The organism is Pseudomonas psychrophila (assembly GCF_001043005.1).
Taxonomy (GTDB): Bacteria; Pseudomonadota; Gammaproteobacteria; order Pseudomonadales; family Pseudomonadaceae; genus Aquipseudomonas; species Aquipseudomonas psychrophila.
Window position 1 is genome coordinate 244,918 of sequence record NZ_JYKZ01000004.1, and the last position, 22,361, is coordinate 267,278.

Sequence of the window (22,361 nt, forward strand, 5' to 3'; positions counted from 1 at the left end):
CTGCGCGAATGTATACGTAGACCTATATGAATATTATGCCAATAAGCTGAGCTGGCAGGCGGGTCAAACCGCCTGACCAAAAACCCCCGTTAAACCCTGGCAACAGTTGGGTTTAACGGGGGTTTTGTTTTTGCGCGATTAAACGACGGGAGCACCCTTCTTGCTTCGTCAGCGACTACATTGCAGGTTGCAGAATTCAACAACAGGACGCCCCATGAAGATCATCAATGCCACGCTGCGAAAAACTCCCGGCCTGCACACCGTCATGTGTGAGGGTGAGCACATCAGTGCCATCACCCTACAGTCGGCTCATGTACCGCCTCAGGCAGGCGATATCGACGCCCAGGGCCAGTTGTTGATCGCACCGTTTGTGGAGCCGCATATTCATCTGGACGCGGCCCTGACCGCAGGTCAGCCCGAGTGGAACTTGAGCGGCACCCTGTTCGAAGGCATCGAGCGCTGGGCGCAGCGCAAGGAAACCATCACCCATGAGGACACCAAGCAGCGTGCCCACACCACCCTGCGCATGCTGGCCGAGCATGGCATTCAACACGTGCGTACCCATGTCGATGTCACCGATCCGACGCTGGCCGCGCTGCGGGCGATGATTGAAGTGCGTGAGGAAACCCGCCACCTGATTAACCTGCAAATCGTTGCGTTTCCGCAGGAAGATATCGAGTCCTACGCCGGTGGGCGCGAGCTGATGACCCTGGCAGTGGAGCTGGGAGCGGATGTAGTCGGCGGTATTCCGCACTTTGAAAACACCCGTGAGCAAGGGGTCAGTTCAATCAAGTTTCTGATGGACCTGGCTGAGCGTACCGGCTGCCTGGTGGATGTGCACTGCGACGAGACCGACGACCCGCATTCGCGCTTTCTTGAAGTGCTGGCCGAAGAGGCCCGCGTACGCGGCATGGGCAGCCGGGTAACCGCCAGCCACACCACGGCCATGGGTTCTTATGACAATGCCTACTGCTCGAAATTGTTCCGCCTGCTCAAGGCTTCGGGCATCAACTTTGTCTCGTGCCCGACCGAAAGCATCCACTTGCAGGGGCGCTTCGACACCTTCCCGAAACGTCGCGGTGTGACACGGGTTGCAGAGCTGGACCGAGCCGGGATGAACGTGTGCTTCGGTCAGGACTCGATCAAGGACCCTTGGTACCCACTGGGCAACGGCAACATTCTGCGGGTGCTGGATGCCGGTTTGCATATCTGCCACATGATGGGTTTTGAAGACCTGGCACGCAGCCTGGACCTGGTCACCGACAACAGCGCACGCACCCTCGACCTTGGCGAGCGCTACGGCATTGCCGTGGGCCGCCCGGCGAATATGCTGGTGCTGGATGCCGAGAGCGACTACGAAGCGGTGCGCCGCCAGGCCAAGGCGCGGGTATCGATTCGTGGCGGCAAGGTATTGATGACACGGGTGCCAGAGCGGGTTGAGTTCAGCTGAGCGAAGCGAGGCTGCGACTAAAACAATCGTGGGAGCGAGCCTGCTCGCGAAGGTCATTCGCGAGCAGGCTCGCTCCCACAGGAAGGCTTTATCGACAACAGAGTCTCTACAGAAGGCCTGGATGACCGATAACACCCATCACGTCATCTGAATAATGGTCTGCATGATGGTGCTTTGGGTCGAGATAGTTTTAGCGTTGGCCTGGTAGTTGCTCTGGGCCTTGATCAGGTCTACCAGTTCGCTGGTCAGGTTGACGTTGGAGTCTTCCAGCGAGTTGGACTGGATGGCGCCCAGGCTGCCGATTTTCGGTGCGTCGTAGCCTGCCATACCCGAGGAGTAGGTTTCTTTCCAGGCCGTGCCACCTACCGGCTGCAGGCCTTGCTCGTTGGTAAAGCTGGCCAGGGAAATCTGGCCGATGGCACGGCTCTGGTTGTTGCTGAAGTTGGCGAACATCACGCCCGAACCGTCGATGGTCAGGTTGTTGATCTGGCCGGTGGCGTAGCCGTCCTGGGTCGGCGGGTTACGCGAAGAGTCGGTGTTGTACTGGGTGGTTTTGGCCATGTTGATGACGATGCCACCCGGCTTGGCGTCGGCGCCGTTGGTGTCCCACTTGCCATTGATCATGGCACCCGGCTTCCAGCCACTGACGACCAGTGTGTTTTCCAGCTGATCTTTAACCGGATCGGGCTGCGTGACATTGGTCAGCGCACCGGCCGAATCAAACGCCATGGTTGAAGGCACTGGCGCTTTGGCGCCATCACCCGACACTGGCGTGCCATCCGGGTTGCGGCCATCGATCAGGGTATAGACACTCCAACTGTTGCCACCGGTCTTGACCATGTACTGATCCATCGGGTGCGCGTTGCCCTGGGTGTCGTAAACCATGGTGCTGAATTTTTTGGTGTAGCTGGTGGACACGGTCGGATCGAACGGGACCTTGGTCTGATCGATCGCATCAGAGCTGGAATTCAGGTTGATCTCGGACGTTACCGACCCTGTAGGCTTGGGCGCCAGGTTTGAGGTGTCGATACGCAGGTCGGTCAGCACGCCATTGACGATATTGCCGTTGGCATCCACGCCATAACCCTGCAAACGCGCAGTCCCATCAGAACTGGTCACGTAGCCGTCTTTATCAGACTTGAACGTACCGGCACGGGTATAGCTCAAGGAACCGTTGTCGCTCAGTACGAAGAAGCCGCTGCCCTGAATGCCCATGTCCAGCAGGTTGCCGGTGTTGTTGACGGCACCTTGACCAAAGTTTTGCGAGACCGCTGCCAGGTTCACGCCACTGCCGATGGTCTTGCTGCCGGTACCCAGTTTGTTGGCCGAGTAGATATCGGCGAACTCTGCGCGCGATGATTTGAAGCCGGTGGTTGCAGCGTTGGCGATGTTGTTGCCGGTCACGTCGAGCTGCTTGTTCGCCGCATAGAGGCCGCTAAGGCCGATATTGAATGACATGTTTCTCTCCTTGAGGCGTATGAGTCGGCTTAGAGGCCAATGGTCTGGACTTTGGATATGCCAATGCTGCCCAGGCCTGCGAGGTTGAGCATGATTTCGCCACCCGTCTTGCTCAGGGTCACGCTGTTAACCGTGGCAGGCAGGTAGGTGGTGAGCGCCGTCGTACCGGTGTCGGTTTTGCTCGATGCGGTGAAGGTGTACGAACCCTTGTCCAGCAGCACGCCGTCGTCGTCCTTGCCATCCCAGGTAAAGCCCGCGTTACCGGCCTTCTGGGTGCCCATGTCGATCGTGCGAACCACTTCACCGTCCGCATTGGTAATGCTGATCACGGGATTGGAGTTGGCGTCCTGGACCACCACGGTGCCGTTGAATGGTTTTTCGCTGGCAGGGTCTACGTAAGCTTCACCGGTTTGCACAATCACCGAGCGACCCACCAGGGACGAGGCCTGCAAGGCTTGCGAAGACTGGAAATTGCCCGAGAGAGAAGTCACCGTATCGTTAAGCGTGGTGATGCCTTCCAGGCTACTGAACTGGGCCAGTTGCGCGACGAACGCAGTGTTGTCCTGCGGGTCCAGCGGGTTCTGGTTTTTCAGTTGGGTAACCAGCAGTTGCAGGAACGCATCCTTGCCCAGCGCCGTGTTCCCGGACGCAGCCTTGGAGGCCGCCGCCAGACTGGTATCGGTGGTCTTGGCCTGGGCTGAGTTGGCAAGCACCTGGTTAAGGGTCATGCCGCTGGTGGAATCGGTCACACTCATTTGCGTCGCCCCTTATCACTGACCGAGGGTCAGGACCTTCTGCATCATGGTTTTGGCGGTATTCATCAACTCGGCGTTGGTTTGGAACGAACGGCTGGCAGAAATCATGTCAGCCATTTCTTCAACCACATTGACGTTGGGGTAGTACACATAGCCCTTGGCGTCTGCAGAAGGATGATTAGGCTCGTAACGGGCCTGAAGCTCGCTTTGGTCTTCAACCACACCCAGCACTTGTACACCTTGGCCTGCAGCGTCCTGGTTCTGGAACAGCGAGCCGCCGGTGGTGCTTTGCGCGCCTTCAAACACGGTGGCGAACACCGGATGACGGGCACGGTAGGTCTGGTCGATGCTCGAAGACACGGTGTCAGCGTTGGCGATGTTGCTGGCCACGGTGTTCAGACGCGTGGTCTGGGCGCTCATGCCACTACCGGCAATATTGAAAACACTGGATAGAGACATGAATTACTCCCCGCGCAGGGCCGACATCAGCCCTTTGAATTTGCTGTTGAGCAGGGTGAAGCTGGCCTGGAAGTTGACCGCATTCTCTGCGTAGTTCGATTGCTCCAACTGAGCATCCACGGTGTTCTGGTCGATCGAGGGTTGCATCGGGGTGCGGTACAGCAGCGACTCGTCGCCACTGCTCAGGCCCTGCGCTTCGATATGGCGAGTGTTGGTCTTGTTCAACGCAAAAGCGCCGCTCTGGTGTTTGTCGCTCTGTGCGGCGAGCACCGAGGCAAAGTCCAGATCCCGAGCTTTGTAGTTCGGTGTATCGGCGTTGGCGATATTGTTGGCCAGTACTTCAGCGCGCTGAGCGCGAAAGCCCAGGGCTTGCTCATGGATACCAAGCGCTTTATCGAAGCTGATGCTCATGTCGGAAAACCTTTGTGGGCTGACCTGAGAATGTGATTCAGGCTTTACATGACAGGGATATAGCAAACCCCGTGCCAGTTTTTACAGCCCCGTATTTCAAGGGTTTTCCGGGATGCGGACAGCGGCAATGCCAGAAAAGCGGCAACGGCTGACCGCTGACTGCCGCTTTTCTGCCGCTTTTTATCGGACAACGCAAAACCGGTGGGAGCGAGCCTGCTCGCTAAGGCCGTTCGCGAGCAGGCTCGCTCCCACGGAGGTTACTTGGCCTGGTAGATGATGCCCGGGCTGCATTGGACCATCTGGTAGTGATCCGGCAAGCCGTTGAGTGCTTCAGAGGCGCCCAAAAACAGGTAGCCGCCCGGCTTCAAGGTGCTGTGAATACGCAGCAGGATGTCTTTTTTCACTTCTGCCGAGAAGTAGATCAACACGTTGCGGCAAAACACGATGTCGAACTTGCCAAACCCTGCGTAGCTGTCCAGCAGGTTGAAGGAGCGGAACTCTACCCGGCTCTTGATCGGCGCCTTGAGCACCCAGCGCCCCGGCCCCTTGGGGTCGAAATAGCGCTGCAGGCGTTCGGGCGACAGACCACGGCCAATCGCCAGGTTGTCGTACTCGCCGGTTCTGCAAGTATTGAGCATCTGGGCCGACAGGTCGGTGGCAAAAATCTGCACCCCAGCTTTCAACTGCCCAAGATTGCTGCGCTCAAACTCGTCAATCGCCATCGACAACGAGTACGGCTCCTGCCCCGAAGAACAGGCCGCCGACCAGATGCGCAACCGCTGGCCCGGACTGGCCTTGATTTGCTCAGGCAGCACCTTGTTCTTCAATACTTCGAAGGGGTAGGTATCGCGAAACCACAGGGTTTCGTTGGTGGTCATGGCATCGACCACCTGTTCGCGCAGCCCGCTGCGCGGCTGGCTCTGGATACGCTGAATCAGCTCGCCCAAGGACTTGATACCTTGCTGCTCCATCAGCTTGTTGAGCCGACTGGAGACAAGGTACTGCTTGTTATCACCCAGCAAAATGCCACAGGCTTTTTCCAGGAAGACCCGGAACTGTTCAAAATCCAAATTAGCCGTCGACAAATGTCCTGCCTCTTAAATCGTTTTGACAGCCAGGGATGAGCCCTGGCTGTGGTCTGCTGCTTTGATCCGGTCAACTACCCGGGATGCCAGGTCATCTGGCCGGAACTTGGCCAAAAAGTCATCGGCACCGACTTTTTTCACCATCGCCTGGTTGAATACCCCGGACAACGAAGTATGCAGAATGATGTGCAACTTTTGCATCCGCGGATCGTTACGGATTTCAGCGGTCAGGGTGTAGCCGTCCATTTCCGGCATCTCGATATCCGAGATCATCATCAGAAACTCTTCAGACGGGTCCTTGCCCTCCTCCACCAGCTTGCGCAGGTAGTCCAGCGCCTGACGGCCGTCGTTCAGCGACACCACTTCAACACCGACCGTTTGCAGGCAACGGGCAACCTGCTTGCGCGCCACCGACGAATCGTCGACGGTCAGCACCCGCAATGACAGTGCCTTGCTTCGGGTTTCGACATCCACCACGCCATGGGTGATGGTTTCAGGTGATGGCGAGACTTCTGCCAGGACCTTTTCAACATCGATGATTTCAACCAGTTGGTCGTCCAGCCGGGTGACGGCCGTCAAGTAATGGTCGTTACCCGTGCCCTTGGGCGGCGGGTGAATATCTTCCCAGTTCATGTTAACGATGCGTTCGACCGAGCGAACCAGAAAACCCTGAGTCTTGGTGTTGTACTCGGTGATGATCACAAACGGGCTGCTTTGATCTTTCAGGGGGCCCGCCCCGGTGGCCATGGCCAGATCAAGAATCGGGATGGTCGCGCCTCGAATGCTCGCCACACCACAGACCACGGGATGGGATTTGGGAATCAAGGTCAGTTTCGGGCATTGAAGCACCTCCCTGACCTTGAACACATTGATCCCGTAAAGCTGTGGCCCATCCAGACGAAACAACAACAGTTCCAGGCGGTTTTGCCCGACCAGTTGAGTGCGCTGGTTAACCGCATCCATCATCCCGGCCATAGTCAGCTCCTCTTAAAAACTTCAAGTTTCATCACGCAGTTCCCGGTAAACGGCACGGGGCTTGCTTTTTTATCGGCCATGAACGCAAAAACGACAATTTCCTGCCACCGGCCCTTCCTTCAGACCCTGCGTCGCAGCTGTCTGAGTGTCCTGGCGGCTGGCACCCTGCTTGGCACAGGCACTTATAGCAAGGCTGATGCGTTTACGTCGCCTGAACAGCTTATCGGCGTGACCCAGGGCTTTCTTGAATTCACCGTTGAAGACTACCTGGCCACCAGCCAGACCGAAGGTCGATATCAGATCCAGGTCAACAACCTGGACCCCCGTCTGCGACTGGCCCACTGCGACAAGGAATTGACAGCCACCCTCGAAAGCCCGGCCCAACCCATGGGCCGGGTGATCGTGCGCGTACGCTGTGAAGGGCTCTCACCGTGGACCATCTTCGTTCCCGCTCAGGTCAAACTGTTCCGGGACGTGGTCACCGTCAATCACCCCCTCAAGCGTGGCAGGGTGATCGACTATGCCGATGTGACCTTGCGCGAGCGGGATATCAGCCTGATCAATCAGGGATACCTGACTGCCACTGAACTGGCGGTGGGTCAAAAGCTGCTGAGGCCCATGGTCACCGATCAAGTGCTGACCCTCACGCACCTGGAACAGGTTGCCGCCGTGCGCAAGGGCGATCACGTGGTCATCAGCGCGCGTAGCGGTACATTAAGTGTCAAAATGCCCGGCGAAGCCCTGTCAGACGGTGGGCTCAGCGAGCAGATACGAGTAAAAAACCTGAATTCCAAGCGTGTGATCCGGGCCCGAGTGACAGCACCCGGTCAAGTTGAAGTGGCATTGTAGGAAAGTTGGCATCAGTCTTTCTAGTTTCCTACACTGTGGTTTGACGCAGATCAGTACAGTTCTGTGTGAAGCTATGATTAATCGAGCCTAAAGTTTTTCCGGGTATGGCCGAAAACATGGCAAGCGTCCAAATACCCCGAGGTTTTTCGTTATGGTCATCGACTTCAGTCGTCTTAACAGCGCCCCGCCCTTAACCGGCAGTACGCGCAGTAATGCAAATCAGGAAGCAGGCAGCGCCACGCAAGCGGCCCCGGCAAAAAACCCTGAACAAACCAGCGCCAGCGCCCCAAGCGGGGAGTCTGTACACCTCAGCCAAGAGGCTCAGCAGTTGCAGAAGATCAGCGACTCGTTGCGTGACCAACCTGCGGTCGACAAAAATCGGGTGGCAGAGCTCAAACAAGCCATCGCCGAAGGCAGCTATAAAGTCGACAGCAACCGGGTCGCCAGCAAACTGCTTAACATGGAAGCCCAGCGCTAGGCCCACACGGCCAGTGCCAGGCTTTTGGACGCTTAACTCCCAGAGCCGACTATGCACGACGAAAATTTACTGCAACTGATCAATGATGACCTCGCCCCCGCCGAGCAATTGCTCGGTCTGTTGCAGGACGAGTCCATCGCCCTCAAAGGCCGCGACATGCAGGTGCTGGAAAACATTCTGGCGCGCAAACAGTCGCTGATCATTTTGCTGGAGCAACATGGCCGCAAACGCAGCGAGATTCTGGCGGGCCTTGGTCTGGCCACCAACCGCAGCGGCCTCGAAAGCCTGGCCAGCCACTCCAGTGTGGGTGCGCAACTGCTCAGCCAGAGCGATGCGCTGAACCAGTTACTGGCCCAATGCCAGGCCGCCAACCTGATCAATGGACAGTCGATCCAGACCCAGCAGGCGATCACCGCCAACCAGCTGCGCATTCTCCATGGCGGCGAAGCCCCATCGCTGTATGACGCACGCGGCACCACCTCGATGCTCAACAAGCACCGCGCCTACAGCCAGGCTTGAACCTGTACATCCGCAGCCTGTAGCGAGACACGCACCATAATGGCAGAATGCCTCTTTTTTGCGTGTCGCTGTATTTTGTCTGGAGATTGACCAAACGTGTTCGACGCCCAAGATGCTCCGCAACCACCCAAGGTGCTGACCACCCCTTTGGAAATTGCCTCCAACCTGCGGATGCTGTTAGAGAGCCATGACCCGCTGATTATCACTTTTCAGGACCGTACCCAGCGCTTCCAAAGCTATGTGGTGGATGTGGATCGTGAGCGCAATACCATGTCTCTGGACGAAATGATCCCCCGTGACGGCGAGCGCTTTCTTGAGGCGGGCATACCGTTTCGGGTTGAGGGTTTCCACGACGGCGTGCGCATTGCCTGGGAATGCACCACGTTGCTGACCATTGATGATGCCAATCATCATCGCTGCTATCGCGGCGCGTTACCCCAGGAAGTGGTCTACCACCAGCGGCGCAATGCGTTTCGTGCAGCGTTGCGGCTGGCCAACCTGGTCAGCGTGGAAGTCGCAGGTGAAAAGCTCAATTCCCCGCTCAAAGGCAAGTTGCTGGACGTTTCAGCAACAGGCTGCAAATTGCGCTTTGAGGGTGACATCAGCCAGGGCATGCAACTGGGCCAGGTGTATGAGCGATTCAGCGCAGACCTGCCGTTCGGCTTGATGTCCACACCGGTCGAGCTGCGGTACCTGCACTTTGAAGAGCGGCTGAACATTACCTTTGCCGGCATGCGCTTTCACAACATCAGCGGCGCCGTTCAGCGTCAGGTCGAGCGTTTTGTGTATCAACTGCAGCGCGAAGCGCGCCAGTTTGATAAAGACGACGATTATTGAACTTGAGTGAACACTGCACATCCTGTGGGAGCTGCCTTCGCGAGCAAGCCCGCTCCCACAGGGAAAGTGTCTAGGGCTTGGGTTCCGTCTCTGGTTCCGGCTCCGGCTCAACGTTATCCACCATCTGATCCTGCACCACCTGCTCATCGACCCTAGGGTCAAGCGCCGCTACCAGCGGCGAGCTGGACATGCTGTCAGGCATTGCCACGTGATGCAGCGGCGCATCATCGACCTGGTGCAGGTTGGTCACTGCATTCGGACGAATTCGCCATACCAGGATCAAGCCGGCCACGCTGAAAAACGCGTAAAGCATCTGGCTGCCAAGCACCTTCATCAGCACCCCTGCCACCAGCGGTCCAACGCTTGCTCCAATGCCGTAGGTCACCAATAGCATCGCGGTCAGCGACACGCGACGCTCGGGCTCGATGTGATCATTGGCAAACGCCACGGCCAGCGGATAAATACAGAACTGCATCAGCGCCGCCATGCCCCCGGCCACAAACAGCACCTCCAGAGGCACCGACGGCAGGATCGCCAGCGGCAATGCCGCCACCGCCAGCAAGAAGGCGAAGATGCGAATCAGCAATGGCCGGTCATAGCGGTCGGACAGCCAGCCCAGCGGCCACTGCACCAGCAACCCGGCAAAAATACAGCTACCCATGTACAGACCGACCAGCTCGGTCGACAGCCCCTGCTGCGAGGCATAAAGCGGCGCCAGACCGTAGAACGAACCCACCAGCAGGCCTGCGCCCATCACCGCGATCAATGACTGGGGTACACGTTTGATAAAAAACTTGGGGTCCATCGGTGCGGGGTGCAGGGGCGCCGGGTGAATGCGCCGGGTCATGGCCACGGGCACCAGGCACAGGGCAAAGCACAACGCCACAACCATCAGCAATTCAAGCCCCAGGTCCGGATGGATCACCAGGATCAATTGGCCGAGCACCAGGCCCAGATAGGAGGCGATCATGTACAGACTGAACACCACCCCACGCTGCTTTGCATCGGCCTGCTCATTGAGCCAGCTTTCGATGACCATGTACTGGCACATCATGCCCAGACCCACGATCACCCGCAGCAGCAACCATACCGGCAACCAGTCCGTCAGCCCGTGACACAGCACTGCCGCACCGACAATGCCGGCACAGGTGGCGTAGGCACGAATATGCCCCACCCTGGCAATCAGCCGGTGGCCAATCTTGCCGCCCAGTACCAGGCCAAAATAGTTGGCCGCCATCAACGCGCCGATCCACAGACCGTCAACGTTGTCGGCCGCCAGACGCAGCGCCAGATAGGTACTCAACAGGCCTGAGCCGATCAGCATCATCAGCGAGGCAAAGTACAACGCTCGAAAAGACTTCCAGATTTGGTGCATTGGCTTTCCGTGCGGCTCCTTGTATCTGCAGCCGGGACGAGGGCCCGGCGCCACAGATTTAAACGCTTAAGCCTGAGCCGCCAGAACGCGACGTTCCCAGGGAGTTATTTCGTCATGGAAGCTGGTAAGTTCCAGCGTCTTGGACGCAACGTAACCTTCGATGAACTCAGTGCCGAACAGTTCAATCGCCAATTGACTGCGCTTGAGGCGATCAAGGGCTGCATGCAAGGTACAGGGCAATGACAGCGCCTGGGGCACTTCGAACTCACCCTGAATCGCGGCGCTCGGTTCCAGCTCATGCTCAATGCCATATAACCCTGCCGCCAGGCTGGCGGCAATGGCCAGATACGGATTGGCGTCGGCGCCCGGCAAACGGTTTTCGACCCGCCGCGCCACCGGTGAGCTGGCCGGAATGCGCAGGCCTGCGGCACGGTTGTCGTGGGACCAGCACGCATTGTTCGGCGACGCATAGGGGTGAAACAAACGCTGATAGGAGTTGACGTTCGGGGCAAACAACGCCGTAAAGTCAGCCATCCCCGCCTGCTGGCCGCCGATAAAGTGGCGAAAGGTGGCTGTCGGCTGCCCCTCCTCGTCACTGAATACGTTGCGACCGCTGCCCAGCTCCACAACGCTCTGGTGGATGTGCATCGAGCTGCCAGCGGTGTGTGCCAGTGGCTTGGCCATACACACAACGGTCAGGCCATGCTTGAGGGCAACCTCCTTGAGCAAGTGCTTGAACAGAAAAGTCTGGTCGGCGAGCAACAGGGGATCACCATGCAGCAAGTTTATTTCAAACTGACTGACACCCATCTCGTGCATAAAGGTATCGCGCGGCAAACCCAGTGCCGCCATGCACTCGTAGACTTCGCTGAAAAAAGGCCGCAAACCGTTATTGGAGCTGATGCTGAACGCCGAAAAGCCATCTTCGCGACGACCATCCAGCCCCACAGGCGGGCGGAACGGCTGAGTCGGATCGGGGTTGGGCGCAAACACAAAGAACTCAAGCTCGGTGGCTACCACCGGCGCCAGACCACGGGCCGCGTAGCGAGCGATAACCGCCTTCAACTGACCACGCGTCGACAACCGCGAGCTTTCACCGCTGAATTCATCGGCGTCACAAATGGCCAGGGCTCTGGGTTGTTGGCTCCAGGGCAGGCGATGGAGTTGGGCCGGGTCTGGCACCAATGCCAGATCCCCATCATCGCTGCCGTAGAAGCGCGACTCCGGGTAGCCACCCATGATGCATTGCAACAGCACGCCACGAGCCATCTGCAAGCGCCGGCCTTCGAGAAAGCCCGCCGCAGTCATCACCTTGCCGCGCGGTACGCCATTGAGATCGGGAGTGACGCATTCAACCTCATCGATACCCGCCAATCGCTGTGCGAGTGAGCCCTGGACGTCGCTCGTCATGACACTTTCCTTGCTGTGCAGGCCACTGAGGGCAATGTGTACAAAATACGCACCTGTTCCAGGTTTGTGTAGTCGCTGATGATGGACCGTACTGGCATTGTGGGAGCGGGCTTGCTCGCGATTCAGGCGGCGCGGTCCACCAGGTAAACCGCGTCGATACTATCGCGAGCAAGCCCGCTCCCACAGAGCCGATACGCCAGGTTGTGCGGTGTTTACCCGATAACTGTCTAAGCTCTTTGCCCACCGTGTCAGGAAGACCAAAAGGAAGAACGATGAAGACGCTGCTCCCTCTTTATACCGGTCTGCTACTGGCCAGCATGCTCAGCCCTGCGGCCTTGGCCCAAACCCCCACAAGCGATGGTTATGCGCTGGATAAAGTCGTGCAAGTCAGCCGTCATGGCGTGCGTCCTCCTACCAAGTCCAATGAAAAACTGCTCACCGCCGTCACCCAACGCCAATGGCCGACCTGGCTGGTGCCCTTCGGCAACTTGACCGGCCATGGCTACACCGGTGCTGTCGAATTGGGACGCTACCGTGGCGAAGTACTGCGCACCGCCGGGCTGATCCCCAAGGGTTGCCCGGATGCCAGCCAGTTACTGGTACACGCCAGCCCCCTGCAGCGCACCAAGGCCACCGCGCAAGCCTTGCTCGACGGCATGTTCCCGGGCTGCGGCCTGCAACCGACCTATGTCAGCGGCGACCAGGACGCCTTGTTCCAGGCCAATGAAATGCCCTTTGCCGCCCTCGACCCAGTGAAAGCCAAAGCCGACATTCTCAAAGCCCTGGGTGGCAGCGTCGAGGCCGCTCAGGCCCGTTACAAACCCTTTGAAGAAAAACTCAGAGAAATCGCCTGCCTGCCCGCGGCCGACTGCCCCTATGGCAAACAAGCCTGGACCCTTGAACAAAACGCCAAGGGCCGCTTCTCGATCAAGGGCCTGAGCGCGGGCGCCAACATGGGCGAAGTGTTCCGCCTGGAATACAGCCAGGGCTTGCCACTGGATAAAGTCGCGTTCGGCAACGGTCGTACCGCAGCCCAAGTGTCGAGCCTGATGGTGCTGACCAAAGCCAAGTACGACTACCTCAATGACATCCCCTATATCGCCAGTCGCGGTGCGTCAGAGCTGATGAACCAGATTTCGCTGGAACTCAAGCAAGGCACCCCGCTGGCCCAAAAAGACGGGCAAAGCATCCCGCCTGATGTGCCGCTGATGCTGCTCGTGGCCCACGACACCAATATCGCCTACCTGCGCACCATGCTCGGCTTCGGCTGGAAGCTGGGGGACTACATCGAGAACAATATCCCGCCCGTCGGTACGCTGCAGTTTGAACGCTACAAGGAAGTCAAAACCGGCGAGTACTTTCTGCGCATTGCCTTTGAGGCGCAGTCAATGGATCAGATCCGCAACCTGACGCAGCTGACCGGCGCCCAAAAACCGCTCAAGCGTGATTTCAACAGCGCCGGGGACTGCCGTAAAACCAGCGTCGGCCTGCTTTGCCCGCTCAAGGATGCGATGGCCACCGTGGATCAGAACATCGACCCGACGGCACTGACGCCGTACTCATTCGAGTGATCCGGCGCCGTTGAAGCCTCAGCGCCAGGACTGGCTTCACGTTGTTGCAACCAGTGCAGCAAGTCCTGGCCGCTCATGGGTCGTGCAAACCAGTAGCCCTGCCCTTCAACGCAGCCCATTGTCAGCAAGCGCTGAAACTGGGCCTCGGTTTCGATCCCTTCGATGACCACCGACATGCCCAGATTTTTGCCCAGCGCCAGGGTGTTGGCGATCACCGCTTCGCAGCGCGGCTCATGCTCCAGGTGGCGAACAAACCCGGCGTCGAGCTTGATTTCATTAAATGGCAACTGACACAGCCGTTGCAGCGAGGAAAACCCGGTTCCAAAGTCGTCGATCGATAACCGGCAGCCCATCATTCGCAGGCGTACCAGGTTCTCCAGACTGGCGGCCGGCGCTTGCAGCAGTCCGTTCTCGGTCAGTTCGAAGGTCAGCCTGGAGCCTGGCGTCGCATGCCGGGTCAGGATGCCCTTGAGGGTGTAAGTCAGCTGGTTATTGGCCAATTGCGCGGTTTGCAGGTTGAACGCCATGTTCAAGGGAAAGCCCTGAATCCTGGCTTGCTCTTGCAGTCTCAACGCCTGATCCAGTTGAGCAAACAACATGTCGTCCATCAACCCGCAGCGCTCCAGCACCGGGATAAACATGGCCGGGGGCAGCACCCCTTTACTCGGGTGCTGCCAGCGACACAGCACCTCAACACCACACACCTCGCCGGTCTGCAGGTTGAACTTGGGTTGGTACCAGGCCTGCAGTTGCTGCAGAGCCAGGGCCTGGCGCACCTCGTCTTCACAGGCCAGTTGCACCTTACTGCCGGGCGTTTTCTCGGTGGTGCAGGCGCCCTGATACTTTGCCAGCAGAGGCCCAAGCACTTCGGCGTGCAGCGGCTTGCCGACATCACCCAGCAACTCCAACCCCAAAAGGGTAACGATCTGACGCGCCGTGCGGCGCAAGTCAGCCGACAGGGCACTGCTGATGATGATGGCTTTGACTTGCCCCGACTTGCCCACCCGGCGCAAAAAGGCCAGACCGTCCATGCCTTCCATCTGTAAATCGCAGACGGCGATATCCACCGCACCAACCTGCTCAAGAACCGCCAGCGCCTCACTGCCATCACTGGCCTCAAACACTTCATGACAGCCCAGCGAGCGAAACAGGCTCACCGCTACGGCGCGCTGGAAGTCGTCATCTTCCAAAATCAGGATACGCAGTGAATGACCAGACATCAGGTTGACCCATCGAAAAACGGTGTAGGTCAATTGTCCCGGAGACATCAGGATAGTTACCTAGGAAATTTCCCCTTAAACGTAGGAATTATCCCAAGTCGACCCGGCTGTCGATTGAAGGTCAGCGAGCACTGCGGGTGAAGATGCGGATCACTTCATCCAGATGCTCGGCCATTGCCTGACGTGCAGCGGCCGGGTCGTGCTGCTCCAGTGCTTGCAGCACGCGACGGTGTTCATTTTCCGAACGATGAATCATGTCATCCGGGGTGTAGTGACTTTGCAAACGCTGGAACATGCTGCCGTAACGATGACCCAGCAAATGCTGGATCATCAGCGCATAGGCCGGGTTATCCGAAGCCTGGGCAATGCGGATATGGAACAGGCGGTCGCCCGGGTGGGTATGGGAGTCGTTGCGGTTGTCCTGCACGTTGCGCTCGAACGCCTCACGAATACCCGCCAATTCTTCGTCACTGGCATTCACCGCTGCCAGTGCCGCGGCCTCGGGCTCGATCAGGCGCCGAGCCTGAAGCAAGGCGAACGGCGGGATCTCAGCGCTGAAATCAACTTCGATGCCCAACTCAGGGTCCAGTTCTTTCCACTGATTTCGCGTGGCCTGGGCCATCACTGGTTCGTCGGACACCGCTTGCACCGGCGGCTCACAGACCAGAACCCCGTTACCCACGCGCACATCCACCAGACCGATGACTTCCAGGGCAATCATCGCCTCGCGCACCGAGGCGCGACTCACACCCAGCAACTTGGCCAGTTCGCGCTCGGCCGGCAAACGGCTGCCCGGCGGGAATTCACCGCTGTCGATCAAGGCACGTAGTTGATCAGCGATTTGCCGATAAAGTCTTTGATTATCAATAACTTGAAATGGCATCAGGAAATAAGCTCTGGAATGGACAGCCTTCGACGAGCACTTTTGGCAAAAAAAGACGCTTGTTGAAGCTTGAGGTGCATGCTACAAAAGGACCAATGGCCTGACCATTGGATGGATAACGTAAAGCGATCATAGCAAACCTTATCCCTGCACTTGAGTCGTTTTGCCATTTGCTACGCCCACAATGGCCTGACCATTAGGCCATTTACGACAAAAACAAAAAAACGTAATGGAGCACCCATGGATCTTTCCGGCAAACGCGTGCTGATCACTGCGGCCGCTCAGGGCATTGGCCAGGCCAGTGTCCAGGCATACCTCGCCGCTGGCGCCGAAGTCTTCGCCGCCGACATCAATGCCGCAGCCCTCAACACCCTTGAAGGCGCGCACACACATATTCTGGACGTTACCGATGCCGCTGCAATCGAGCGCCTGGCCAAGGAACTTGGCCCGCTGGATGTGCTGTTCAACTGCGCTGGCGTTGTGCACAGCGGCAACATTCTGGAATGCAGCGAACAGGACTGGAGCTTCGCCCTGGACCTCAACGTGACCGCCATGTACCGCATGATCCGCGCCTTCTTGCCGGGCATGCTGAGCAACGGTGGCGGCTCGATCATCAATATGGCGTCGGTGGCCTCCAGCGTTAAAGGTGTGCCCAACCGCTTTGCCTACTGCGCCAGCAAAGGCGCGGTCATTGGCCTGACCCGTTCGGTGGCGGCTGATTTTGTAAGCCAGAACATTCGCTGCAATGCCATCTGCCCCGGCACCGTCGACTCCCCTTCCCTGCGCCAGCGCATCAGCGAACAAGCCGAGCGTGAAGGCCGCAGCACCGACGAGGTGTACGCCGCCTTTGCCGCTCGCCAACCCATGGGCCGCATCGGCACCGCCGAAGAAATCGCCCAGCTGGCGCTCTACCTCGGTTCCAGTGCCAGCGGCTTCACCACCGGCACAGCACAAATCATTGATGGCGGCTGGAGTAACTGACTCCATCGCTTTTGACTTTGCTCTTATGGGAGCGGGCTTGCTCGCGATTGGATCGCTGCGGTGTATCAGGATAATCGCGCTGATGCCATCGCGAGCAAGCCCGCTCCCACAACAAGCCAGCTCCCACAGGGCCCTGCCCCTTCCAAAAAGGATTGTTTATGAAACTGCTGCGCTACGGTGACAAAGGCCAGGAACGCCCTGCTCTGCTCGATAACAACGGTCAACTGCGCGACTTGTCCGCAGTGGTCACGGATATCGCAGGCGAAACCCTGAGCCCGCAAAGCATTGCCCGCTTGCAAGATATCGACCCGTCGACCCTGCCACTGGTTGAAGGCTCGCCACGTATCGGTGCCTGCGTCGGCCAGGTCGGCAAGTTCATCTGCATCGGCCTCAACTACGCCGACCATGCTGCCGAAACCGGCGCCGCCATCCCCGCCGAGCCTGTGGTGTTCAGCAAATGGACCAGCGCCATTGTCGGCCCCAACGACAACGTAGAAATCCCGCGAAACTCGCGCAAAACCGACTGGGAAGTCGAACTGGGCGTGGTCATCGGCAAGGGCGGTCGTTACATCAGCGAAAGCGATGCCCTTGAGCACGTGGCCGGTTATTGCGTGATCAACGACGTCTCCGAGCGCGAGTTCCAGCTCGAGCTGGGCGGCACCTGGGACAAAGGCAAAGGCTGCGACACCTTCGGCCCGCTTGGCCCGTGGCTGGTGACCCGCGATGAAATCGCCGACCCGCACCAACTCGACCTGTGGCTGGAAGTAGACGGCAAGCGCTACCAGAACGGCAACACGCGAACGATGATTTTCCAGATCCCGAAAATCGTCAGTTACCTCAGCCAGTTCATGAGCCTGCAACCGGGCGACGTGATTTCCACCGGCACGCCGCCGGGCGTCGGTCTGGGCATCAAGCCCGAACCCGTGTACCTGCGCGCCGGCCAGACCATGCGTCTGGGCATCAGCGGCCTGGGTGAACAACAACAACGCACCGTGAACGCCGACTGACAGGGAGTTGAACCATGACCACGATTACCGCCGTACGGGTTGAAGACATTCGCTTCCCCACTTCGCAATCCCTGGATGGTTCGGATGCGATGAATCCGGACCCGGATTACTCAGCCGCCTATGTCATTCTTGAAACCGACACCCCGGGCCTTGAAGGTCACGGCCTGACCTTTACCATCGGCCGCGGCAACGAGATTTGCTGCGCCTCGATCAAGGCGCTGTCCAGCTTGCTGGTGGGTTTGAAACTGCAATGGATCGCCGAAGACATGGGCCGCTTCTGGCGCCACGTGACCAGCGATAGCCAACTGCGCTGGATCGGCCCGGACAAGGGCGCCATTCACCTGGCTACCGGTGCAGTGGTCAACGCGGCATGGGACTTGTGGGCCAAGGCAGAAGGCAAACCCGTGTGGCGCCTGGTGGCCGACATGAGCCCCGAAGAACTGGTGCGTTGCATTGATTTTCGCTACATCACCGACTGCATCACGCCGGCACAAGCTTTGACCTTGCTGCGCGAACGCGCCCAGGGCAAGGCCGAGCGCCTGGCTTCACTGGAAGCTGACGGTTACCCCTGCTACACCACCTCGGCCGGATGGCTCGGTTATGCCGATGACAAACTGCGCAGGCTTTGCCAGGAAGCGGTGGATGCAGGTTTCTCCCACGTCAAACTGAAAGTCGGCCACGACCTGCAAGACGACATCCGCCGCGTGCGCATCGCCCGCGAGGTGCTGGGGCCGGATCGCCAATTGATGATCGACGCCAATCAGGTATGGGAAGTCGACGCCGCCATTGACTGGGTGCGCGAGCTGTCGTTTGCCAACCCGTGGTTTATCGAAGAACCCACCAGCCCGGACGACGTGGAAGGTCATCGCAAAATCCGTCTAGGCGTCGCCCCGGTCAAGGTCGCAACCGGCGAGATGTGCCAGAACCGTATCGTGTTCAAGCAACTGATCATGCGCGAAGCCATTGATGTGGTGCAGATCGATGCCTGCCGTCTCGGCGGGGTCAACGAAGTGCTGGCCGTGATGCTGATGGCAGCCAAGTACAACTTGCCGGTATGCCCGCATGCCGGCGGTGTTGGCTTGTGCGAGTACGTGCAGCACCTGTCGATGATCGATTACCTGTGCATCGCCGGGACTCACGAAGGCCGGGTGGTGGAGTTTGTCGACCACCTGCACGAGCATTTTGAAGACCCGTGCGTGATTCGCAATGCGGCCTATATGCCCCCACAGGCGCCGGGCTTTTCGATCCAGATGAAAGCAGCGTCCCGCGAGCAGTATCGGTACCGGGGCTGAACCAAGGGCGGAGCACAATAATAATGTCGTCCTCACACTCACTGCGACTCGATGCACACCAGCACTTCTGGCGCTATGACGCCACGGACTATCCCTGGATAGGTCCCGACATGAGCGGCTTGCGCCGGGACTTTCAACCCGATGACTTGCGGCCCTTGCTTGATGCGGCCGGTCTTGACGGCTGCATCGCCGTGCAGGCCCGGGCCTGCGCCAGTGAAACCGATGCGTTATTGCTGCTGGCTGAACGTTACCCGTGGATTCGCGCCGTGGTGGGTTGGGTCGACCTGTGCGCCAGCGATCTTGAACAGTCGCTGGAACGCTGGGGGCAAAATCCGGTTTTGCGTGGCTTTCGTCATCAGTTGCAGGACGAACCTTCACCCGGTGACTTCATGCTAAGCCATAAATTTCAGCGCGGCCTCACAACGTTGCAGCGCCAGGGACTGGTCTATGAAGTGCTGGTCAAGGCAAGAGATTTGGGGGCGGTCACCAAACTGTGCCAGCAGCATGACCAGCATCATCTGGTGCTCGATCACCTGGGAAAACCCGATGTGCAAGCCGGTGATTTAACCGCCTGGGCCAAACAGCTCGCGCCGTTGGCCGCCCTGCCCCATGTCAGTTGCAAGTTGTCAGGGTTGATCACCGAAGCCCATTGGCAGCATTGGCACAGCGCCCAACTGACGCCTTATTTGCACACCGCACTGGAACTGTTCGGCGCCGATCGTCTGATGTTCGGCTCCGACTGGCCCGTGTGCCTGCTGGCCAGCGACTACACAGCCACCTGCACTTTGCTCGACAGCCTGTCGTCCAGCCTCAGCACGTCGCAACACGCGGCTATCTGGGGCGGTACGGCGTGCCGCGTCTACACCATTGAGGGAGCGACTCCATGAATTTGTACCTGCAAGACAAGGTCTTTATCGTCACTGGCGGCGGTTCGGGGATTGGCGCAGCCATCTCTCTGGGGCTGGCTGACGAAGGCGCGATCCCGGTGATTTTCGGCCACAGCCCGCTGTCCGATGAGCTGGCACGGCAACTGGACCAGCGCGGCTCGCAGAGCCTGTTTATCCAGGTCGAACTGCGTGACGAAGACGCCTGCCGGGCAGCGGTCGCCACTGTACTGCAACGCTTTGGACGCATCGACGGGCTGGTCAACAACGCCGGAGTCAACGACAGCGTAGGCGTTGAGGCCGGGCGCTCGGCCTTCGTCGAGTCCCTGGAAAAAAACCTGATCCATTACTACGTGATGACCCACCTGTGCGTGGACGCGCTCAAGGCCACTCGCGGCTCCATCGTCAATATCAGCTCCAAAACAGCCCTCACCGGCCAAGGCGGCACCAGCGGTTATACCGCTGCCAAAGGCGCGCAACTGTCCCTGACGCGCGAATGGGCCACCTCATTGCTGGAGGACGGGATCCGGGTTAACGCGGTGATCCCGGCAGAAGTCATGACCCCGCTGTATGAGCGCTGGATCGACACCTTTGCCGACCCGAAAGCCAAGCTTTCGAGCATCGTCGAAAAAATCCCTTTCGGCCAACGCATGACCACGGCCTCGGAAATCGCCGACAGCGTGCTGTTTCTGTTGTCCTCCCGCGCCTCTCACACCACCGGGCAATGGCTGGTGGTCGATGGTGGCTACACCCACCTGGACCGGGCGCTGACATGACCCGCCAGTGCCTGGCGCTGGACCTCAAGGACGATCCGGTATTGATCGCCGAGTACGAGCGCTTGCACCAACACATCTGGCCGCAGATCAGCGCCCACCTGCGCCAGCACGGGGTGCTGGACATGCAGATCTGGCGCTTGGGGACGCGGCTGTTCATGGTCATGGACACCGCCCCCGGCTTCAGCGCCGAGGGTTTTGAGCGTGCCAGCGCCAGCGAACCCAAGGTGCAGGAATGGGAAGCGCTGATGTGGCGTTTTCAACAGCCCACACCCTGGACCTTGCCCCATGAAAAATGGGCGCCGATGAGCCCGATATTCAGCCTGTAGCCGTAACCCTGTGGGAGCGAGCCTGCTCGCGAAGCAGGCTTTGATGCCTTCGCGAGCAGGCTCGCTCCCACAAATCGATCCAGATCCACGCAAGTCGCCAACAACAATAAGAAGGAGATGCGTCATGTCACTCAAGCACTCGAACGTCGCAGAGCCACCTTTTACCCGGGCGGTTACGTCCTATCGCTGGGCACTGATTCTGGTGACCTGCCTGTTCTTCCTGTGGGGCCTTTCCTATGGCCTGCTCGATGTACTGAACAAACACTTTCAGGAAACCCTGCACGTGAGCAAGGCCCAGTCGGGCCTGCTGCAAAGCGCGTACTTCGGGGCGTACTTTCTGATTGCCCTGCCTGCCGGGTTCATCATGGACAGATACGGCTACAAGGCTGGCATTTTGCTGGGCTTGTGCCTCTACGCCACGGGCGCCCTGCTGTTCATGCCCGCAGCTGCCGCACAGAGCTTTCAGTTCTTTCTGTTCGCCCTGTTTGTAATCGCCTGCGGCCTGGGTTGCCTGGAAACCGCCGCCAACCCGTATGCCACGGTGCTGGGTGAGCCTGCCGGTGCTGAACGACGCTTGAACCTGGCACAGTCATTCAACGGACTGGGGCAGTTTTTTGGACCATTGATTGGCGGCGCACTGTTTTTCAGTGGCGCCAACAGCACCGACACCACGCAATCGCTGCAAATGACCTACCTGGTAATTGCCGCACTGGTGTTGCTGGTGGCCATCCTGATCGCCCGCACCCCCTTGCCTGATCTGCGCGAACAGGAAGTACAAGCCGGCCAGCATGACCACAAAACCCTGTGGCAGCACCGCGAGTTCGTCACCGGCGTCATCACCCAGTTCTTCTATGTGGGCGCACAAGTCGGCGTGGGTGCGTTTTTCATCAACTACGTGACCGAGCATTGGGCGCAGATGAGCAGCCAGCAGGCCGCGTATCTGCTCTCGGTGGCGATGCTCAGCTTCATGTTCGGCCGGTTCTTCAGCACCTGGCTGATGGGCCGCGTCAACGCCCAGCGTCTGCTGCTGATCTACGCATTGATCAACGTCGGGCTGTGCGCGGTGGTGGTGACGGGGATTGAAGGCCTGTCGGTGGTGGCGCTGGTGGCGACGTTCTTCTTCATGTCGATCATGTTTCCGACCTTGTTTGCCATGGGCGTGAAAAACCTCGGCCCGCATACCAAGCGCGGCAGCTCGTTCATGATCATGGCCATTGTCGGCGGCGCACTGTTGCCCTACGTGATGGGCCTGGTGGCCGACCATTCCTCCACGGCCGTGGCCTACCTGTTACCGATGGGTTGCTTTGTGATCGTGGCGGCTTATGCCCGCGGCGCCCTCAAAGCCAAACCAGCCCGTTAA

Annotated in this window: 23 protein-coding genes; 13 read left to right on the forward strand and 10 right to left on the reverse strand. The window is 58.9% G+C overall.

Annotation, left to right across the window (positions count from 1 at the left end; genetic code table 11):
* Window positions 1-214 precede the first annotated feature (214 nt).
* Window positions 215-1,450, forward strand: coding sequence for a cytosine deaminase (gene codA / locus TU76_RS12475; RefSeq protein WP_048351757.1), 1,236 nt, complete (start codon window positions 215-217; stop codon window positions 1,448-1,450).
* Between the two features lie 138 nt (window positions 1,451-1,588).
* Here the strand turns inward: codA and flgE are convergent, their stop codons facing one another.
* From flgE to TU76_RS12505, 6 genes are all read right to left on the reverse strand, one after another.
* Entirely contained in the window at window positions 1,589-2,908 is a 1,320-nt protein-coding gene (gene flgE / locus TU76_RS12480) for a flagellar hook protein FlgE (protein WP_048351758.1), read from the reverse strand.
* A gap of 29 nt (window positions 2,909-2,937) precedes the next feature.
* Complete coding sequence (locus TU76_RS12485) at window positions 2,938-3,663, reverse strand: flagellar hook assembly protein FlgD (RefSeq protein ID WP_019823337.1); 726 nt, start codon at window positions 3,661-3,663, stop codon at window positions 2,938-2,940.
* A gap of 15 nt (window positions 3,664-3,678) precedes the next feature.
* Window positions 3,679-4,122: a flagellar basal body rod protein FlgC gene (gene flgC / locus TU76_RS12490; protein WP_019823339.1), complete on the reverse strand. Its 444-nt coding sequence runs from the start codon at window positions 4,120-4,122 to the stop codon at window positions 3,679-3,681.
* Window positions 4,123-4,125: 3 nt separating this feature from the next.
* Window positions 4,126-4,533 carry a flagellar basal body rod protein FlgB gene (gene flgB / locus TU76_RS12495; protein ID WP_048351759.1) on the reverse strand — a complete coding sequence of 136 codons (408 nt, stop codon included), beginning with the start codon at window positions 4,531-4,533 and terminating at the stop codon, window positions 4,126-4,128.
* A 257-nt stretch (window positions 4,534-4,790) separates the two neighbouring features.
* Window positions 4,791-5,618, reverse strand: a complete 828-nt coding sequence (cheR, locus tag TU76_RS12500) for a protein-glutamate O-methyltransferase CheR (RefSeq protein ID WP_019823342.1) — start codon at window positions 5,616-5,618, stop codon at window positions 4,791-4,793.
* A gap of 12 nt (window positions 5,619-5,630) precedes the next feature.
* Window positions 5,631-6,593 carry a chemotaxis protein CheV gene (locus TU76_RS12505; protein WP_046808547.1) on the reverse strand — a complete coding sequence of 321 codons (963 nt, stop codon included), beginning with the start codon at window positions 6,591-6,593 and terminating at the stop codon, window positions 5,631-5,633.
* Window positions 6,594-6,671: 78 nt separating this feature from the next.
* On the opposite strand from TU76_RS12505, the gene flgA reads away from it, so the two are divergent.
* The 4 genes from flgA (at window position 6,672) to TU76_RS12525 (ending at window position 9,276) form a co-directional block, all read left to right on the forward strand.
* A complete protein-coding gene (gene flgA, locus TU76_RS12510) occupies window positions 6,672-7,442 on the forward strand; it encodes a flagellar basal body P-ring formation chaperone FlgA (protein WP_019823345.1) in 771 nt (256 codons plus the stop codon).
* Between the two features lie 151 nt (window positions 7,443-7,593).
* Window positions 7,594-7,920: a flagellar biosynthesis anti-sigma factor FlgM gene (flgM, locus tag TU76_RS12515; RefSeq protein WP_046808548.1), complete on the forward strand. Its 327-nt coding sequence runs from the start codon at window positions 7,594-7,596 to the stop codon at window positions 7,918-7,920.
* A 51-nt stretch (window positions 7,921-7,971) separates the two neighbouring features.
* Window positions 7,972-8,439, forward strand: a complete 468-nt coding sequence (locus TU76_RS12520) for a flagella synthesis protein FlgN (protein ID WP_019823348.1) — start codon at window positions 7,972-7,974, stop codon at window positions 8,437-8,439.
* Window positions 8,440-8,535: 96 nt separating this feature from the next.
* A complete protein-coding gene (locus TU76_RS12525; protein ID WP_048351760.1) occupies window positions 8,536-9,276 on the forward strand; it encodes a flagellar brake protein in 741 nt (246 codons plus the stop codon).
* Between the two features lie 70 nt (window positions 9,277-9,346).
* Here TU76_RS12525 and TU76_RS12530 read toward each other — a convergent pair whose 3' ends face one another.
* Window positions 9,347-10,651, reverse strand: coding sequence for an MFS transporter (locus TU76_RS12530; protein WP_048351761.1), 1,305 nt, complete (start codon window positions 10,649-10,651; stop codon window positions 9,347-9,349).
* Window positions 10,652-10,717: 66 nt separating this feature from the next.
* Window positions 10,718-11,959 (reverse strand): glutamine synthetase family protein, encoded by a 1,242-nt coding sequence (locus tag TU76_RS12535; protein ID WP_162207960.1) that lies wholly within the window; start codon window positions 11,957-11,959, stop codon window positions 10,718-10,720.
* 374 nt (window positions 11,960-12,333) lie between these two features.
* Here TU76_RS12535 and TU76_RS12540 point away from each other — a divergent pair, with 374 nt between their 5' ends.
* On the forward strand, window positions 12,334-13,632 hold the full coding sequence (locus TU76_RS12540) for a histidine-type phosphatase (protein WP_048351763.1): 1,299 nt from the start codon (window positions 12,334-12,336) through the stop codon (window positions 13,630-13,632).
* Here TU76_RS12540 and TU76_RS12545 read toward each other — a convergent pair.
* Together TU76_RS12545 and TU76_RS12550 are read right to left on the reverse strand one after the other, a co-directional pair.
* On the reverse strand, window positions 13,587-14,852 hold the full coding sequence (locus tag TU76_RS12545) for an EAL domain-containing response regulator (RefSeq protein ID WP_048351811.1): 1,266 nt from the start codon (window positions 14,850-14,852) through the stop codon (window positions 13,587-13,589). The two genes, TU76_RS12540 and TU76_RS12545, sit on opposite strands and share 46 nt — an antisense overlap.
* A 121-nt stretch (window positions 14,853-14,973) precedes the next feature.
* Entirely contained in the window at window positions 14,974-15,735 is a 762-nt protein-coding gene (locus tag TU76_RS12550) for a FadR/GntR family transcriptional regulator (RefSeq protein ID WP_048351764.1), read from the reverse strand.
* Window positions 15,736-15,975: 240 nt separating this feature from the next.
* Here TU76_RS12550 and TU76_RS12555 point away from each other — a divergent pair, with 240 nt between their 5' ends.
* The 7 genes from TU76_RS12555 (at window position 15,976) to fucP (ending at window position 22,361) form a co-directional block, all read left to right on the forward strand.
* Window positions 15,976-16,716: an SDR family oxidoreductase gene (locus TU76_RS12555; protein WP_019823358.1), complete on the forward strand. Its 741-nt coding sequence runs from the start codon at window positions 15,976-15,978 to the stop codon at window positions 16,714-16,716.
* Between the two features lie 158 nt (window positions 16,717-16,874).
* A complete protein-coding gene (locus tag TU76_RS12560) occupies window positions 16,875-17,723 on the forward strand; it encodes a fumarylacetoacetate hydrolase family protein (protein WP_019823359.1) in 849 nt (282 codons plus the stop codon).
* A 14-nt stretch (window positions 17,724-17,737) separates the two neighbouring features.
* Window positions 17,738-19,015 carry an L-fuconate dehydratase gene (locus tag TU76_RS12565; RefSeq protein WP_019823360.1) on the forward strand — a complete coding sequence of 426 codons (1,278 nt, stop codon included), beginning with the start codon at window positions 17,738-17,740 and terminating at the stop codon, window positions 19,013-19,015.
* Between the two features lie 23 nt (window positions 19,016-19,038).
* Window positions 19,039-19,902: an amidohydrolase family protein gene (locus tag TU76_RS12570; protein ID WP_046808555.1), complete on the forward strand. Its 864-nt coding sequence runs from the start codon at window positions 19,039-19,041 to the stop codon at window positions 19,900-19,902.
* Window positions 19,899-20,675, forward strand: a complete 777-nt coding sequence (locus TU76_RS12575) for an L-fucose dehydrogenase (protein ID WP_048351765.1) — start codon at window positions 19,899-19,901, stop codon at window positions 20,673-20,675. The genes TU76_RS12570 and TU76_RS12575 overlap by 4 nt, the downstream gene beginning before the upstream one ends.
* Window positions 20,672-21,001 carry an L-rhamnose mutarotase gene (locus tag TU76_RS12580; protein WP_048351766.1) on the forward strand — a complete coding sequence of 110 codons (330 nt, stop codon included), beginning with the start codon at window positions 20,672-20,674 and terminating at the stop codon, window positions 20,999-21,001. Before TU76_RS12575 ends, TU76_RS12580 begins: the two co-directional genes overlap by 4 nt.
* A 124-nt stretch (window positions 21,002-21,125) precedes the next feature.
* Entirely contained in the window at window positions 21,126-22,361 is a 1,236-nt protein-coding gene (fucP, locus tag TU76_RS12585) for an L-fucose:H+ symporter permease (protein WP_019823366.1), read from the forward strand.